The sequence below is a fragment of the Streptomyces calidiresistens genome (genome assembly GCF_014141525.1).
Classification (GTDB): Bacteria; Actinomycetota; Actinomycetes; order Streptomycetales; family Streptomycetaceae; genus Streptomyces; species Streptomyces calidiresistens.
Window position 1 is genome coordinate 1 of the sequence record NZ_VKHS01000039.1, and the last position, 15457, is coordinate 15457.

Annotated in this window: 13 protein-coding genes and 1 pseudogene; 6 read left to right on the top strand and 8 right to left on the bottom strand. The window is 68.6% G+C overall.

Annotated elements, in window-relative coordinates:
* Positions 1 to 313 precede the first annotated feature (313 nt).
* Positions 314 to 727 carry a chorismate mutase gene (locus FOE67_RS03610; RefSeq protein ID WP_182660306.1) on the bottom strand — a complete coding sequence of 138 codons (414 nt, stop codon included), beginning with the start codon at positions 725 to 727 and terminating at the stop codon, positions 314 to 316.
* A 332-nt stretch (positions 728 to 1059) separates the two neighbouring features.
* Between FOE67_RS03610 and guaA the strand changes: the two genes are divergently transcribed.
* The gene (gene guaA, locus FOE67_RS03615) at positions 1060 to 2643 is read left to right on the top strand and encodes a glutamine-hydrolyzing GMP synthase (protein WP_182660328.1); all 1584 of its coding nucleotides are present in this window, start codon (positions 1060 to 1062) and stop codon (positions 2641 to 2643) included.
* A gap of 135 nt (positions 2644 to 2778) precedes the next feature.
* Positions 2779 to 3158: pseudogene (locus FOE67_RS03620) on the top strand (hypothetical protein).
* A gap of 180 nt (positions 3159 to 3338) precedes the next feature.
* On the opposite strand, the gene FOE67_RS03625 reads toward FOE67_RS03620, so the two are convergent.
* Positions 3339 to 3773 carry a Rid family hydrolase gene (locus FOE67_RS03625; RefSeq protein WP_182660308.1) on the bottom strand — a complete coding sequence of 145 codons (435 nt, stop codon included), beginning with the start codon at positions 3771 to 3773 and terminating at the stop codon, positions 3339 to 3341.
* Between the two features lie 103 nt (positions 3774 to 3876).
* Between FOE67_RS03625 and FOE67_RS03630 the strand changes: the two genes are divergently transcribed.
* Positions 3877 to 4368 carry a MarR family winged helix-turn-helix transcriptional regulator gene (locus FOE67_RS03630; RefSeq protein ID WP_182660310.1) on the top strand — a complete coding sequence of 164 codons (492 nt, stop codon included), beginning with the start codon at positions 3877 to 3879 and terminating at the stop codon, positions 4366 to 4368.
* Positions 4369 to 4523: 155 nt separating this feature from the next.
* Here the strand turns inward: FOE67_RS03630 and FOE67_RS03635 are convergent, their stop codons facing one another.
* The 6 genes from FOE67_RS03635 to FOE67_RS03660 all read right to left on the bottom strand — a co-directional run bounded on the left by FOE67_RS03635 (position 4524) and on the right by FOE67_RS03660 (position 9919).
* Entirely contained in the window at positions 4524 to 5192 is a 669-nt protein-coding gene (locus tag FOE67_RS03635; RefSeq protein ID WP_228473506.1) for a hypothetical protein, read from the bottom strand.
* Between the two features lie 137 nt (positions 5193 to 5329).
* Entirely contained in the window at positions 5330 to 6016 is a 687-nt protein-coding gene (locus FOE67_RS03640) for a hypothetical protein (protein WP_182660314.1), read from the bottom strand.
* A 215-nt stretch (positions 6017 to 6231) separates the two neighbouring features.
* Complete coding sequence (locus FOE67_RS03645) at positions 6232 to 6921, bottom strand: hypothetical protein (protein WP_182660316.1); 690 nt, start codon at positions 6919 to 6921, stop codon at positions 6232 to 6234.
* Between the two features lie 368 nt (positions 6922 to 7289).
* On the bottom strand, positions 7290 to 7970 hold the full coding sequence (locus FOE67_RS03650) for a hypothetical protein (RefSeq protein WP_182660318.1): 681 nt from the start codon (positions 7968 to 7970) through the stop codon (positions 7290 to 7292).
* A gap of 150 nt (positions 7971 to 8120) precedes the next feature.
* Positions 8121 to 8822, bottom strand: coding sequence for a class I SAM-dependent methyltransferase (locus tag FOE67_RS03655; protein WP_182660320.1), 702 nt, complete (start codon positions 8820 to 8822; stop codon positions 8121 to 8123).
* A 191-nt stretch (positions 8823 to 9013) separates the two neighbouring features.
* Entirely contained in the window at positions 9014 to 9919 is a 906-nt protein-coding gene (locus FOE67_RS03660; protein WP_182660322.1) for an FG-GAP repeat domain-containing protein, read from the bottom strand.
* On the opposite strand from FOE67_RS03660, the gene FOE67_RS03665 reads away from it, so the two are divergent.
* The 3 genes from FOE67_RS03665 (at position 9904) to FOE67_RS03675 (ending at position 15381) form a co-directional block, all read left to right on the top strand.
* A complete protein-coding gene (locus FOE67_RS03665) occupies positions 9904 to 14340 on the top strand; it encodes a ricin-type beta-trefoil lectin domain protein (protein WP_182660324.1) in 4437 nt (1478 codons plus the stop codon). The two genes, FOE67_RS03660 and FOE67_RS03665, sit on opposite strands and share 16 nt — an antisense overlap.
* A gap of 45 nt (positions 14341 to 14385) precedes the next feature.
* Positions 14386 to 14679 (top strand): ankyrin repeat domain-containing protein, encoded by a 294-nt coding sequence (locus tag FOE67_RS03670; RefSeq protein ID WP_438874179.1) that lies wholly within the window; start codon positions 14386 to 14388, stop codon positions 14677 to 14679.
* A gap of 228 nt (positions 14680 to 14907) precedes the next feature.
* A complete protein-coding gene (locus tag FOE67_RS03675; RefSeq protein WP_182660326.1) occupies positions 14908 to 15381 on the top strand; it encodes an SMI1/KNR4 family protein in 474 nt (157 codons plus the stop codon).
* Positions 15382 to 15457 lie beyond the last annotated feature (76 nt).

Here is a 15457-nt window from a genome sequence, read left to right on the forward strand (position 1 = left end):
CCCCGACGGAAACGGCCGGCCCCCGGCGTCCCGGGAGCCGACCGCTCCTCGTGACCGGTCCGCTGTCCCCTGCTGTCCGGCCACCGCCCCGGGGCGAGGTCCCACGACGCGACCCCTTCGCCACACCGGAAGGGGCCCCGACCGTCTCAACGCTCCGGAGACAACCGGCCCAACGAGCCCCCGGGAGTTCCGGTCACGTGCCGTACGGGTGACAACGCCCGGTCCCGCCCACGAGCGGAACGGCCCCACCCGGTCGCACACGCCGGGGCACGGAAAACCCCCCGCGCCCCCTCGCGCCCGCGCCGAACCCGGCTCAGATCCGTCCCCGACCCAACTCCAACAGGGTCATCGCGAGGTCGGTGCCGGGGCGACCGAGGGCGTCCCCGTAGTGCCGCAGGACCTCCATCTCGCGGGCCAGGTGCACCCGCCGCCCGCCGGAGGCGATCCGCGCCCGCTGAATGCGGTCGGAAACCTCCATGCGCTCCCGGATCAACCCGATGATCCGTTCGTCGAGGTCGTCGATGAGCCGACGGGCGTCGCCGATCTCCCCGGCCGCCGCCGGTGTGCGGGCCCCCGTCCGATCCGTCGTGGACCCTCCGCCGGCGGGGACCGCCGGACCGGTCGGCGCCGCCGGGGTGACGCCGGCGGCGCCACTGCCCGTGGTGCCCGGGACAGCCGTGGTGCCGGTGACGCCCGTGGTGCTCGTGCTGCTCGTGGTGACCGTCATGGTGTGAACTCCCTCATCGGTCCGCACACCCCGCCGGCGACCCGGCCCGGTCCCCCCCGCACACGACGGACGCCCCGGGCCTGGATCGGCCCGGGGCGTCCGGAGAGTCGCTGGTCGTTACCGCACGCAGCGCTTCGCCCGACAGCCGGCCGAGCCGGTGCCATAGGCGAAGAAAAAGAACGCGCGGTGGAGCATGTCACCGAGTATGCCGGCCCCGCCCCGGACCGTCCCGCCCCCGGCCGCATCGTGAGACCGCCGGCACCCGGCCGGTAGACTCGCGGGCAGAACCCCTCGACCGCCGGAAGGCAAGCTCCGTGGCATCCGTGGAATCCCTGGCGTCGGAATCGCCCGCCGCCCCCGACACCGTCCTGGTTGTCGACTTCGGCGCCCAGTACGCCCAGCTCATCGCCCGTCGGGTCCGGGAGGCCCGGGTCTACAGCGAGGTCGTCCCCTCCACCATGCCGGTGGACGAGATGCTGGCCCGCCGCCCGAGCGCGATCATCCTCTCCGGCGGCCCGTCCTCCGTCTACGAGGAGGGCGCCCCCGGCATCGACCGCGCCATCTTCGAGGCCGGGGTCCCCGTCTTCGGCATGTGCTACGGCTTCCAGCTCATGGCCCGCACCCTCGGCGGCACCGTCGACAACAACGGTGCCCGCGAGTACGGCCGCACCCCCCTGACCGTCACCCGGTCCGGCTCCACCCTCTTCGAGGGCACCCCCGACGACCAGACGGTGTGGATGTCCCACGGCGACGCCTGCTCCGCCGCCCCCGAGGGCTTCGCCGTCACCGCCTCCACCGACCTCGTGCCCGTCGCGGCCTTCGAGGACGACGAGCGCCGGTTGTACGGCGTGCAGTACCACCCCGAGGTCATGCACACCACCCACGGCCAGCAGGTGCTGGAGCACTTCCTGTACCGGGGCGCGGGCATCGCCCCGACCTGGACCACCGGCTCCATCGTCGAGGAGCAGGTCGCCGCGATTCGCGAGCGGGTCGGCACCAAGCGGGCCATCTGCGGACTCTCCGGCGGCGTGGACTCCGCGGTGGCCGCCGCCCTCGTCAACAAGGCCATCGGCGACCGCCTCACCTGCGTGTACGTCGACCACGGCCTCATGCGCAAGGGTGAGACCGAGCAGGTCGAGAAGGACTTCGTCGCCGCCACCGGCGCCCGCCTGAAGGTCGTCGACGCCTCCGAGCGCTTCCTCGACGCCCTCGCCGGGGTCACCGACCCCGAGGAGAAGCGGAAGATCATCGGCCGCGAGTTCATCCGCGTCTTCGAGCAGGCCCAGGCCGAGATCGTCGCCGAGGCCGACCACGCCGGTGAGGACGTCGCCTTCCTCGTGCAGGGCACCCTCTACCCGGACGTCGTCGAGTCCGGCGGCGGCACCGGCACCGCCAACATCAAGTCCCACCACAACGTCGGCGGCCTCCCCGAGGACCTGGAGTTCCAGCTCATCGAGCCGCTGCGCAAGCTGTTCAAGGACGAGGTCCGGATGGTCGGCCAGGAACTGGGCCTGCCCGAGGAGATCGTCCAGCGCCAGCCGTTCCCCGGCCCCGGCCTGGGCATCCGCATCGTCGGCGAGGTCACCCGCGACCGCCTGGAGCTGCTGCGCGAGGCCGACGCCATCGCCCGCGAGGAGCTGACCGCCGCCGGCCTGGACCGCGACATCTGGCAGTGCCCGGTGGTCCTGCTGGCCGACGTGCGCAGCGTCGGCGTCCAGGGCGACGGCCGCACCTACGGCCACCCCGTCGTGCTGCGACCGGTCTCCTCCGAGGACGCCATGACCGCCGACTGGTCCCGCCTGCCGTACGAGGTGCTGGCCCGCATCTCCACCCGGATCACCAACGAGGTCCGCGACGTCAACCGCGTCGTCCTCGACGTCACCAGCAAGCCGCCGGGGACCATCGAGTGGGAGTGACCCCCGGAGCGGGCCCCGGCGGTCCCTCCCGGGGGTGACCCCGGCGTCACCCCTCTTCGCCGCCACCCGCACGTGCGGGTGGCGGCGAAGTCGTTTCGCGGCCGATACGCCGGTTCCCGGGTCATGATCCCGTCCATGGGACCTCCGATGACAGCCGCCGAGCCACGGCCCGCATGGGCCGTTCCCCCACCGGGCGGCTTCACCGCCGAGGACCTCGACCGCATCCCCGATCTCCCGCCGCACACGGAACCGATCGACGGGAGTCCGGTCTTTGCGAGCCCGCAGAAGTACTTCCACTCGCTGACGATGTTTCCACTCGAAGCGGGTCCGCGCGCCACTGTTCCCGGGCACTTCGGGGTGGGGGGGAGATGGCTCCGAAGTTGGGCCGCCGCAACCGCCCCGAGCCGGACACCACCACCGGCGCCTACGTCCCCACCGGCATCCACCGGGACCGGCTGAAGCCGCCCGTCCCCTTCGACAACGACATCGACCTCACCGCCATCGACCGCCTCTGACGCCTTTCCCGGCCGCGCGGCATGCTCACCACCACGGGCCCACACGCTCGCGGGCAAGCCGGCCACCGGCCGGGCACCGACCACACAGGGCGATGGGTCCGGTACCGGCGGGGCGCCGATGGAAGCAGACCGGCTCCGAGGCGGGGGGGCCGTGTCGGACCCGGGCGGAACGCGAGGAGATCAAGCGGTTCGGTCCGACGTGTCGACGACGGCGGTGACACGGATCTCCACACGCATGGCGGCGAGCCCGAGGACGGTGACGCCGGTCTGGGTCCAGACGGGAGCGCGTCCGTCGAGGCGTCGACGGAACTGCTCGGCCATGACGCTGTTGTGATCCTCCCCGATGGCCTCCTCACCCGGTGTGACCTTGTGGTACGAGTTGATGTGGATGACGTCCTTCCAGCTCGCGCCCACGGTGGCGAGTGTGCGCTCGACGTTGTCGAAGGCCCTGACGATCTCGTCCTCGAGGCTGTCGGGGATGTGGAAGTCGTCGTCCCAGCCTCCTTGGCCCGACGTCTCGACCCGATTGTCGACGCGGACGGCCTGGCTGTAGCCGAGGAGTTCGATCATTTTCTCCCCGTAGCCGGGGGTGGTGCCGAAGGTGACGGTGGTCATGACCCTCCTTGTCACTTCACTCATGAACTCATGCTTGAAGTGAATCCAACCAGGTATGACTTCATGTGTAAAGTGATGTGTGGTCGCGGGGTCGGGAGGGGCTGTGGGTGGCACCGATGAGGGCGAGGTCGACGGGGAGCCCAGGTGGCTCGATGCCCCGGAGAAGGAAGCGTGGACGGGTTTGATCTCACTCGCCCTCCTCCTGCCGGGCAAGCTCGAGTCACCACTGCGCCGGGAACACGGCCTCACGCTGTTCGAGTACCTCGTGCTCAGCCACCTGTCCGAAGCTCCGCGGCGGAAGTTGCGCATGGGCGAGCTCGCCTTCCTCGCCAGCGGGTCGCTCTCCCGCCTGTCCAACGTCATCAAGCGCCTCGAGCAGCGGGGCTGGGTCGAGCGGGCCCCCGACCCGGATGACGGCCGCTACACCCTGGCCGAACTCACCGAGGAGGGCTTCGCCGTCGTGCGCAGGGCGGCGCCCACCCACCTCCGGGCGGTGCGTCGACTCGTCCTCGACCATCTCGACCCGGCCGATCAGGAGGCACTCGTCCGCGTCGCGGAGAAACTGCGCATCGTCCCTCCGGGCTTCACCCGATGACACCTCCCGGCCGGGAGGCGGCCGCCGAGGCGTTCGCCGTGGGGTAGAGGCCGAAGCCCGCCCCCCCGGCGATGCGGGGCGGGGGACCAGCCGGGTGCCCTGCGCTCTCGGCCCCCTTCCCGGCCGGTTCCTCCCGCCCGTGGCGGTGCGGTGGGTCAGCGGACGACGGCTTGGACTTCCATGACCTCGATGTCGTGGGTGGTGTCGAAGACGGCGGTGGGCAGGGTGTCGCCGGTGTCGCCCGAGCCCTCCGTGGCCCAGATGTCCCAGCCGTCCAGGCTCGCGGTGACCGCCACGGGTGAGAAGTCCCCGGTGTCCGCCCAGATCCAGGTGGGCAGGTTCACCACCTGTCGGTCCTCGCGTTCGGGGCTGAGGGTGATGTTCGTTTCCGGGACCCGGATGCGTTCGTACGCCAACTCCGCCAGGATCAGCGGTGAGAGCGCCCCCTCCACGTCGGGCACCTCGCCGGTCTCCACCCAGAAGGGGATGTTGCTGCACGACCCGCGTGCCAGGATGTCCGGCTCGTTGGGGTTCTGCACCGCTCCCCACCACATGCCGTTCCCGGCTTCCTCGCTGTTGAAGTCCTCGTAAGGGTTGCCGCCGTCGTAGTGCCGCCACATCCAGCCCAGGGCCGAGGCGGCCGTGCCTCTCTGGGTGCTCGGGTCCCAGATCCGTTCGGCGACTTCGCGGAGTTCCTCCGGGTTCCACCTCGGGGCGTACCAACAGGGCGGGGGAGACCAGGCGGTCGAGGTGGAACGGAGCGGCCCGACCGAACCACCCGACCCGTTCCGACTCTCGTCCCATGTGATTCCCCGCGCACTCACTTCGGAGAAGATGCTCCCCTTTTCTTGGCCGCCTGCCTGGTCTCGCTCAAAAGGCAAGGGGTTGGCCATTGCCGCATTTGCCCCACAGAGGACCAGTGCAACCGAGCTGGAAATCGGTGCGAGGAACCTGATTTTTTTCACTCTCGACACCGGTCGGCCCCTCGAACCATCTCAGCAGTGGCTACCTGCCAAAAATCCGGGTCGTGCACGGCGGGCGACATGAGGAGGTTGTATGCAAGGAAATTTTCCCTTTCGGGGTCTTCCTCTCCTTCGTAGAGCTCTCCGGTGGTTGCGTTCTTCGCTCCCATCCCGGACTCGTCCATGCATAGTTCGATGACCAGGGACTCACCGTTGTCGAGCGTCCTGAATTCAGGATTGTAGTAGCGATCGGTGCCGTGCATGGTCCATTCGCCATCCACCCACATGGAGATCTGGTCCCGGGCATGATTTCCCGCATTTCCGGTCGGGTGTGAATACTCTTTGTAGAGTGGATGGTCAGGGTTCTGTTCCACCACGCCCAAGGCAATACTTTCTATGAAGTTCCGGGCGTTTTGCAGCGCGGCGGCTTCGTCGGGGTCCTCGGGGGTGTCCCAGTCGAAGACGAGTTCCACGTCGTCGGGGAGTTCGATCTCCGGGTGGTCGCCGTCGGTGTCCTCCGGTTCGTCCCCGGTGGTCGTTTCCTCGGGTTCGGGGGTGTTCTCGGTGCCCTGGTCGGTGCCGGCGATGGGGGCGTCGTTGCCGTCCCCGCTTCCGCCGCAGGCGGTGAGGAGGAGGGCGGTGGCGGTCGCGGCGGCCAGGGCCGCTCCCTTGGTGCGCAGTGTCACGGCCGAACGTCTCCCGGGGTGTGGTGGGCGGTGCGGAGCGGGCCCGGAGGGCCGAACGGCAGGCTACCCGCCGGGTTTTCGGCCCTGCCGGCCGTCCCGGACACCTACTCTCGACATCGACATCGATCTCACCGCCATCGACCGCCTTTGAGCCGTGCCGCTCACGGCGGGGAGGCAGCAGAGGGGGCACGGCTTCATCGTGGCGGTGCGGTGGGTCAGCGGACGACGGCTTGGACTTCCATGACCTCGATGTCGTGGGTGGTGTCGAAGACGGCGGTGGGCAGGGTGTCGCCGGTGTCGCCCGAGCCTTCCCAGGAGACCTCCCAGGTGATGCTCGCGGTCATCGGGTAGGAGTCGACGTGGTGGGTGGCGCGTCGGTAGATCAGGCCGCAGGGTGGGTCGTCGCCGGAGCGGCCGGTGGTGTAGGGGGTGCCGATGGAGCCGTCGTCGTTGATCGGGCAGCGGCCGGAGCGGGGGAAGAGGTCGGCGTCGGTGGTGCCCGGCTCGATGGTCAGGGCGACGGGGCGGGCGGTGGTGGTGGCCCAGATGTCCCAGCCGTCCAGGCTCGCGGTGACCGCCACGGGTGAGAAGTCCCCGGTGTCCGCCCAGATCCAGGTGGGCAGGTTCACCACCTGTCGGTCCTCGCGTTCGGGGCTGAGGGTGATGTTCGTTTCCGGCACTCGGATGCGTTCGTACGCCAACTCCGCCAGGATCAGCGGCGACAGTGCTCTTTCCACGTCGGGCACCTCGCCGGTCTCCACCCAGAAGGGGATGTTGCTGCACGACATCCGCTCCAGGATGTCCGGCTCGTTGGGGTTCTGCACCGCTCCCCACCACATGCCGTTCCCGGCTTCCTCGCTGTTGAAATCCTCGTAAGGGTTGCCGCCGTCATAGTGCCGCCACATCCACCCCAGGGCCGAGGCGGCGTGGCCGGTGTGACCGGTCGGATCCCACCTCTCCTCCGCGAGTTCCCGCAGCTGGTCCGGGTTCCATGTGGGCGCGTACCAGCAGGGAGGCGGTGTCCAATTGCGTGAGGTGGAACGGAGCGGCCCGGACGAACTGCCCGAGCCGTTTCGACTCTCGTCCCACGTAATCGCCTGAGCTCCGGCTCCGGCGAAGAGATCACCGGAATCATCGACACCACCGGATGGCCCCTCGCTCTGGGCCGGAGGCCACTTCCCCACCGGACTGGCGGAGGCAACTCCTCCGCCTGCCGCGAAGAGGACTCCTGCCATTCCGCCGATCAGTAGGCACCGCGTCGGGGTGTTGCGTGCTATCGGCACCGAGACGCCTCCGTTTCCGCGTCAACGTGTTGTGCCTGCCAGAAGTTTTCCACGCCGGGGGCACTGCGCATGACGTACTGAAACCTGTAGAGGCCTTCGCCCTCCACTTGGTCGGTGGGATCCAGGGGCTCCCCGGAATCAACATCTTTTCCATGCATCTCGGTGGTGTCGATGCAGAACTGGAAACCCAATACATCATCCGAGTTGTCGGTTCGGGAAACTTCCAACGCGTAGTAGCGTTCCGTGCCGTGGAGTGTCCAACCTCCGTCCATCCACGCCTGAATCTGCCCTCGGGCATAGGACTGGGCGCCGTCCGAGGAGTAATTCCGGTAGATGGGATGTTCCGGATCCTGCTCCACTATCGCGAGGGCTGTGCCGCTCAGAAAGGTTTCCAGGGATTTCAGCGCGGCGGCTTCGTCGGGGTCCTCGGGGGTGTCCCAGTCGAAGACGAGTTCCACGTCGTCGGGGAGTTCGATCTCCGGGTGGTCGCCGTCGGTGTCCTCCGGTTCGTCCCCGGTGGTCGTTTCCTCGGGTTCGGGGGTGTTCTCGGTGCCCTGGTCGGTGCCGGCGATGGGGGCGTCGTTCCCGTCCCCGCTTCCGCCGCAGGCGGTGAGGAGGAGGGCGGTGGCGGTCGCGGCGGCCAGGGCCGCTCCCTTGGTGCGCAGTGTCACGGCCGAACGTCTCCCGGGGTGTGGTGGGCGGTGCGGAGCGGGCCCGGAGGGCCGAACGGCAGGCTACCCGCCGGGTTTTCGGCCCCGCCGGCCGTCCCGGACAACTGTTGCGGTGCTCACGCACCCGTCGTCGGCCGCGTCCCGGTGGCGTCAGCTCCCCGGTTTCACCAGCCGTAGGGCGAGGAGGGTCGGGGCGGTGCTCAACCGCTCGTACCGCTCCGGATCGATGTCGCGGAGCCCGGACCCGGGGCGGGGTTCCACCAGCTTGTCCAGGACGAAGCCCGCGCCGAGCAGTTCACGGAGCAGGACCTCCATCGTCGCGCGCTGGTAGTGGATGGACGCCCCGCTTCTCCCGAGGTTGAGATCCACCCACTCCGAGGAGTGGTATGAGCCCCCGAAGTGCAGCCAGTCGGCCGTTGGGTGGGTGGTGGAGAGCAACAACCGTCCCCCCGGCCGCAGGACCCGGCGCAGTTCGGACAGCAGCTCGCTCCGGTGGGTGATGTGGTGGAGCATCAACGCGCACACCACGTCGTCGAACGAGGTGTCGGCGAGGAAGTCCAGGGGTTGTTCCAGGTCGTGCAGTCGCAGTTCCACTCCCTCTCCCAGCCGCGCCCGCGTGTGCCGCAACAGGGCGGCGCTGCCGTCCACGCCGACCACCTCGGCGCCGCGCGCCAGGAACCCGGCGGCGTGGTGGCCGGCTCCGCAGCCCACGTCGAGGATCCTCCGCCCCGTCATCTCTCCCGCGAGGTCGAGCAGGGCGGGGCGGTCGATCCAGGCGTTGTACGGGCTGGTGTCCGCGTGCTCGGCGAAGAGGTCTCCGAGGCCGTCGTGGTAAGCGGTTTTCGGGCGCATCCGGTCAGGATGGGCGTGGCCGCGCCCGGACCGCAAACCCTTTGTCACCGCGCCATCACATGGAAGTAGGGGTGGATGTGCCCGAGATGAAGCCGGTCCGGGAAAGGTCCGGTCAACGGGGCCACGGGGGAGGGGAAACCGGGCCCGGCCCCCCGCGCACGCGAGGGGCCGGGCCCGGTGGGGGCATCGGCTCAGCCGAGGGACTTGACGTTCCCCCAGCCGGTGGCGACGGTCTTCACCGGCGAGCCGGTGTTGGTGGTGCCGGGGTGGTAGATCCGCAGGGTGCCGTCCTCGCGGATGGCCCAGATGTCCGGCACGCCGTCGCCGTTGGTGTCGGGGGTGCCCACCAGCAGCGGCACGTTGGCCGTCGTCCAGGATGTGCCGTACTGGACGTCACCGCTCCGCGATTCCGAGGCGAGCGTGAGGGACTTGAGGTCCACGCTTCCCGCCACCGGGCCGGGCTTGCCGTGGCGGACGTACATGTTCCCGTTGGACGGGTTGCGCCACAGCAGGTCGGGGGTGCCGTCCTTGTCGATGTCGGCGACGTTGACGATCTCCCGACCCTCCCAGGAACTGCCCCACATGAGGATGGCCTCCTGGAAGCTCGCGCCGGTGTAGCCGGTCAGGACCCAGAAGCCGTTGCCCGCCCGGAGGAAGAGGTCCGGCTTCTTGTCCCCGGTGACGTCACCGACGGCCTTGATCTGCCGCCAGGTGTTCGGGGCGGGCGCGTTGTCGGGCAGCAGGATCTTGACCCGCTTGTCGACATTGAAGCTGCCGTACCCGTCTCCCGGGTACAGCCAGAAGCCGCCGTCGGGGGTGCGGGCGAACAGGTCGGTGAGGCCGTCGCCGGGGTAGTAGTCGGAGTGCTTGCTGATCAGGGCGTGTTCGCCGGTCTGCGGGTCGAAGAAGTGTCCGGGCGGGCTCTGCCTTCTCGCGGAGTCGTAGGAGGCCTGGATCCCGGAGCAGATCTCGCCCCCGGCCTCGGCCGCGTAACCGTGGAGACGTCCGGCCCCGTTGATGTTGAGCAGGTCGGGATGGCCGTCGCCGTTCAGGTCGCCGGGGCCGTCCTCCTCGGCACGGGGTGGCAGGTAGAACAACTCGGCCCGGGCGCGGCGTCGGCCTGCGCGTCACCGACGCCAACGGCCACGTCTCCACCGCCGTCTACGACCCGCTCGGCCGCCTCGTCGAGGGCTGGGCCGCCGGCCGCACCCCCGGCTCCGGCGCCGTCCCCGACGTGCGCGTCTCCTACACCATCGACGCCAACGACGACGACGGCGAGCGCGAACCCCCCTACATCACCACCCGCCACCGCGGCCACGACGGCACCGTGCACACCGCCGTCACCATCTACGACGGCCTGGGCCGCGAACGCCAGAGCCAGGAACCCGCCGTCGGCGGCGGCCGGCTGATCACCGACACCATCTACAACGGCTCCGGCGAGGTCCGCGAGTCCCGCAACGCCTACTTCGCCGAGGGCACCCCCTCCGGCAAGCTCTTCACCCCCGACGCGCCGGTTCCCAACGCCACCCGCTACACCTACGACGGCCTCGGCCGGGTGCTGCGCGAGACCCCCGTCTTCAGCGGGCAGGAGGACCCCGCCCGCGCGGTGTCCTACAGCTACGCCGCCGACCACGCCACCGTGATCAACCCCGAGGGCGGCGTTTCCTACCGCGCCTACAGCGACGCCCTCGGCCGCACCACCCGCATCGACACCTTCACCGACCGCGCCCGCACGAAGTTCATCACCACCGACTTCGCCTACGACCGCACCGGCGCCCTCGTCCGGGGCCGCGACACCGAACGCAACACCTGGACCCGGGAGTACGACAGGCGCGGTCGCCTGGTCTCGGCCACCGACCCCGACACCGGCACCGCCACCACCACCTACGACCACCTCGACCGGCCGCTGACCTCCACCGACTCGCGCGGCGTCACCGTCCGCACCGAGTACGACGAGCTGTCCCGGCCCGTCGCCGAATACCTCGGCGCGACCGGCGGCGAGCAGACCGCCGCCTACACCTACGACACCGCGACCGGCGGCCTCGGCCTGCCCGCCACCGCCACCCGGTACACCGACGGCCTCGCCTACACCATGTCGGTCGGCGGGTACACCAACGACTACCAGCCGACCTCCACCACCCTGGCCCTCCCGAAGGCCGTCGCCGACACCCGGGGCCTGCAGACCTCCTACACCTACCGGTACACCTACACCGACACCGGTCTGCTGAAGTCCACCCAACTCCCCGCCATCGGCGCCCTGCCGAGCGAGAAGTTCCTCATCCGCTACAGCGCCGACGGCCTGCCGCTGTCCACCTCCGGCACCGACTGGTACTCCTCCGAGACCGTCTACTCGCCGTACGGGCACGTGCTGCGCAGCACCCTCGGCAGCCGCCCCTACCGGGTGTGGGTCACCACCGACCACGACGAGGCCACCGGCGCCCTCCGGGAGCACCGCACCTACCGCGAGCAGTCGGGCGACACCGAACTCGTCTCCGACTTCCTCGCCTCCTGGCGCTCCTACACCTACGACCCCGCCGGCAACGTCACCTCCATCCGGGAGCGGGCCGGCCGGCTCGCCGAGCGCCAGTGCTTCACCCACGACGCGCTGGGCCGGATGACGCAGGCGTGGACCTCCGCCAACCAGGGCTCCTGCACGGCGACCGGCAAGAGCGCCCCCGCGCCCTCCTACGGCGACGGCACCCTCAACGTCGCCGCCGGCGCCGACAACTCCGGCTACTGGCACACCTACAGCTACGACGACCTCGGCAACCGCACCGGGCTGGTCCGCCACGACCTCGCCGGCGACAGCGCCAAGGACACCGTCGTCGAGTACTCCTACGGCGCGGCCAACGGCTCCCAGCCGCACACCCTCACCCGCATCGACACCACCGTCACCAGCCCCGACGGCTCGGTGACCATCGACCTCGCCGCCCTGCGCACCTACGACGAGGCGGGCAACACCACCTCCGTCACCGAGCACGGCGACACCCAGACCCTGTCGTGGACCCACGACGGCCTGGTGGAGCGCGTCTCGAGCCCGGGTGCCAACGGGGCCGTCGCCCACATCGGGCCCGGCGGCAAGTGCCTGGACGTCGCCTCCGGCGTCTCCACGCCCGGCCAGGCCGTCCAGCTCTACTCCTGCAACGCCACCTCGGCGCAGAAGTTCGGCTTCACCGCGACCTCGGACGCCGACCCGGACACCGGCACCATCAAGGTCCTGGAGCGGTGTCTGCAACCCGTCTCCGGCGCGGCGAACGCGGCCGTCCGCATCCAGAAGTGCGACGGAAGCACGGCCCAGCTCTGGCAGCGCACCGCCGCCGGCCAGTTCCGCCACGTCGACTCCGGGCTGTGCGCCGCCGCCTCCGGCGGTCAGACCGCCAACAACACCCCCGTGGTGCTGACCGCCTGCAACGCCTCCTCCACGGCGCAGCAGTGGGAGGCGCAGGGCGAGACCCGGTACGTCTACGGCCCCGGCGGCACCCGCCTGCTCACCATCCAGGAACGGCAGGCGACCCTGCACCTGGACGAGTCGGAGGTGACCGTCCACAAGGGCGGTGCGCTGATCAACACCCAGCGCACCTACGCCGGCACCGGCGGCGCGGTCCTGCGCTCCGCCAACGGCACCGGTGCCTCCAGCCTGATGGCGCTGACCTCCGACCACCAGGGCAGCCCGTACGCCGAGATCTCCATGTCGGCCGGTATGCAGGTGAGGGTGCGCAAGCAGGACCCCTTCGGGGCGGTGCGCGCGCAGGCGGAGACCTCGGCGAGGCTGCAGAGCCACAGCGGCTTCCTGGGCGCGACCCGGGACGACTCCACCGGCTACATCCAGCTCGGGGCCCGGCTGTACGACCCGGCGGTCGGACGGTTCATGTCCGCCGACCCGATCCTGGACCTGAGCGATCCGTTGCAGTCCAACGGGTACGCCTACGCCCACAACAACCCGGTCACCCACTCCGACCCCACGGGCCTGAGCATCAGCCTGTCCCGGGCGGAGAAGACCGCGGCGTGGGCGGCGGCCGGATTGAGCGCGGCGCAGATCGCGAGGGCGGAGGCCGACTCCAGGAGGAGCCTGCGGGACGTCATCCTGGCGGCGTCCTGGGGCATCCTGTCGGAGTTCCTGGGCATCAACGACGCGATCCGCTGCTTCGGCGGTGACCTGTGGGCCTGCGGTGAGCTGATCCTGGGGGCGATCCCCTGGACCAAGGTCCTCAAGCTGGGCAAGGTCGCCACGGCGGTGAACAAGGCCATCTCGGCGGTTCGGGCCTGGCGTCGGGCGAAACAGGCGGCGAGCGCCATCCTCTCCCGGGCTCGGGCGGCCGAGCGCTCCGCGCTGGCGTCCAAGAGGAGAGCTGCGGCGGCGTCGAAGAGGGCCGCGCAGGCGAAGAAGGCGAAGGCCAGCGCCAAGGCCAACACGACCAGCAACAAGGCCGTGACCGTCACGAAGAAGACCGGTAACCCGGTTCAGAAACAGGCGGCGGCCAGGGCCAACCCCAAATCCTCCACGACTTCCGTCAGCGGCGGAAGCCGCGGCGGCGGGGGAGGCGGCGGGAGCAAGCCGGCGGCTTCCTCCAAGCCCGGCGGCAGCACCGGGGCGAGTTCCCGCAGCAGTGGTGGCTCCAGTGGGGGTTCGTCCGGGAACAAGGCGAACGAGACGGCCGCACCCTCCTGCACCAGGAACAGCTTCGTGCCCGGCACCCTGGTGCTGATGGCGGACGGGTCGACCAAGCCGATCGAGGAGGTGCGGAACGGCGACCGGATCCTGGCCACGGATCCGGAGACCGGTGAGACTCGGGCCGAGACGGTCACCGCCGAGATCACCGGCGAGGGTGAGAAGCAACTCGTCACTGTCACGGTGGACACCGACGGCGAGGAGGGTTCGGAGACCTTCGACATCGTCGCCACCGACCGTCACCCGTTCTGGGTCGAGGATCTGCGGGAGTGGGTCGACGCCACCGACCTGCGGGCCGGGCAGTGGCTGCGCACCAGCGCCGGCACCTACGTCCAGGTCACGGCTGTCCAGCGCTGGACCGCCGGCGCCACCGTCCACAACCTCACCACCACCAACCTCCACACGTACCATGTCCTCGCGGGCGCCACCCCCGTCCTCGTCCACAACTGCGGTGGGGCTCAAGCAGCAGTCGCTGACTTGCGAAATTCTGGTCAGGTCAGCGCGAGTCGAAATATTGCCGAAGTGGAAGTAATGATTGATGGGCAAGAGTCGTATCTATTGCGTTCGGTGAGCGGGAAAGCAAGTCGGCCGGGGACCGTTCCTCTTGTTGGCTCTGAGGGGAACCCTCAGCGTTTCATCCCTCAAGCTACTGGTAATAACAATCGAATCCTTGATACCGAGATCAAATTGTTGAATTATGTCGCCAACCGACTTGGCCCTTCATCCGGTGCAATTTCGGGAAGAGTGAATCTTTACTCGGAGTTGCCGATGTGCCCTTCGTGTAGTTCTGTGGTTTCTCAATTTAGGCGCTCCTTTCCGAATGTCAGCGTAAGTGTGACAACAGGGTGAGTGGTATCGGTCATGGATATGTCGCCAGCCCATCGTGCGGTGGAGATGGAGGATTTGGAGGCGCTTCGCGACCTTCTGGATAGGGGGGTGGATGTCAATGAAGAGCATGACGGTCTCACGCTGCTGCATCATTCTATTGATGTTGAAATAGATGGGCATGTGCAGACGGGTAAACCTCTCCATGTGGACACAACCGCCTATCTTCTTTCTCGAGGTGCCGATCCGCGAAGGCGTTCGGGAGGTGGGAGTGGAATTTCCGCCGAGCATATGGCGTTTGTGGAAGGTCATTGGTTGGCTCTATCTCTTATTCGGGAATGGATTCGCTTGCACCCCGAGTGAAATTTTTCCATGAATCGCCTCATTTTGAGGTGGTTGCATTGATGCGAAATTCTGTCGCACGTGCTTCCCAATCTCCCTGGTCGAACTAAGTGTAATTTCGACCACGCCGAGACATGCGCTGCCGCGCTCCTGAGGATGAACTCAGGAGCCTGGAAGGCGGTGCTCTATATTGGCAACAATTTTGGAATGCATTCCGGGTGAGATGGTTGTGCGGCAAGGATCGGAGACATGCTCCCAGAGAGTGATGGGGAACTCCGCGTGAATGAGGGCTTAGTGCCACATGAGGCGATCCTTGGTATGCCCCTCCCGGCCTGCCTGGTCGAGGCGATCAAGGATCGTAGATGGGTGGGACTGGCCGATTCACCTGAGCTTGGGAGGGTATTCGGAGAGATCCCTGTTCGCCCCGGATTTCATTCGATCTCCGGCATGACGGGTATGGCGAAGTGGTGGCGTGAAGAGCTCGATGAAGAAAACCTGAGATGCTACTTCGGTACATCCGACGAGTATGTCAAACCCGGTTACATGTCGCGGTTGAAGACCGTATTCATCGGGACCCTGGGCCCTGACCTTCCCTTCGTGCTGGATTACAGGGCTTCTCCTGTTGCTCCAAGCGTGGCCTTCCTGGGAGAAGAGGGTCCCTGGCGAAAGATTTCTGAGAGTGTGTGCGATCTTCTTCTCGCGTTGCGCCCCGCGAATCGCTGATTCCTGACCCCGTGAAGCAGGTTCAGGGGGTTGAGGGTTCGACTCTTTCGCCGGCCGGGGTTTCGGTGGGGGTGCC

Bases quoted from the DNA above. Each gene is read 5' to 3' on its own strand.
- FOE67_RS03645 (WP_182660316.1), bottom strand. From the start codon at position 6,921: ATGTGGCGGCACTATGACGGCGGCAACCCTTACGAGGATTTCAACAGC.
- FOE67_RS03670 (WP_438874179.1), top strand. From the start codon at position 14,386: ATGGAGGATTTGGAGGCGCTTCGCGACCTTCTGGATAGGGGGGTGGAT.
- FOE67_RS03610 (WP_182660306.1), bottom strand. From the start codon at position 727: ATGACGGTCACCACGAGCAGCACGAGCACCACGGGCGTCACCGGCACC.
- FOE67_RS03625 (WP_182660308.1), bottom strand. From the start codon at position 3,773: ATGACCACCGTCACCTTCGGCACCACCCCCGGCTACGGGGAGAAAATG.
- FOE67_RS03675 (WP_182660326.1), top strand. From the start codon at position 14,908: ATGCTCCCAGAGAGTGATGGGGAACTCCGCGTGAATGAGGGCTTAGTG.
- FOE67_RS03655 (WP_182660320.1), bottom strand. From the start codon at position 8,822: ATGCGCCCGAAAACCGCTTACCACGACGGCCTCGGAGACCTCTTCGCC.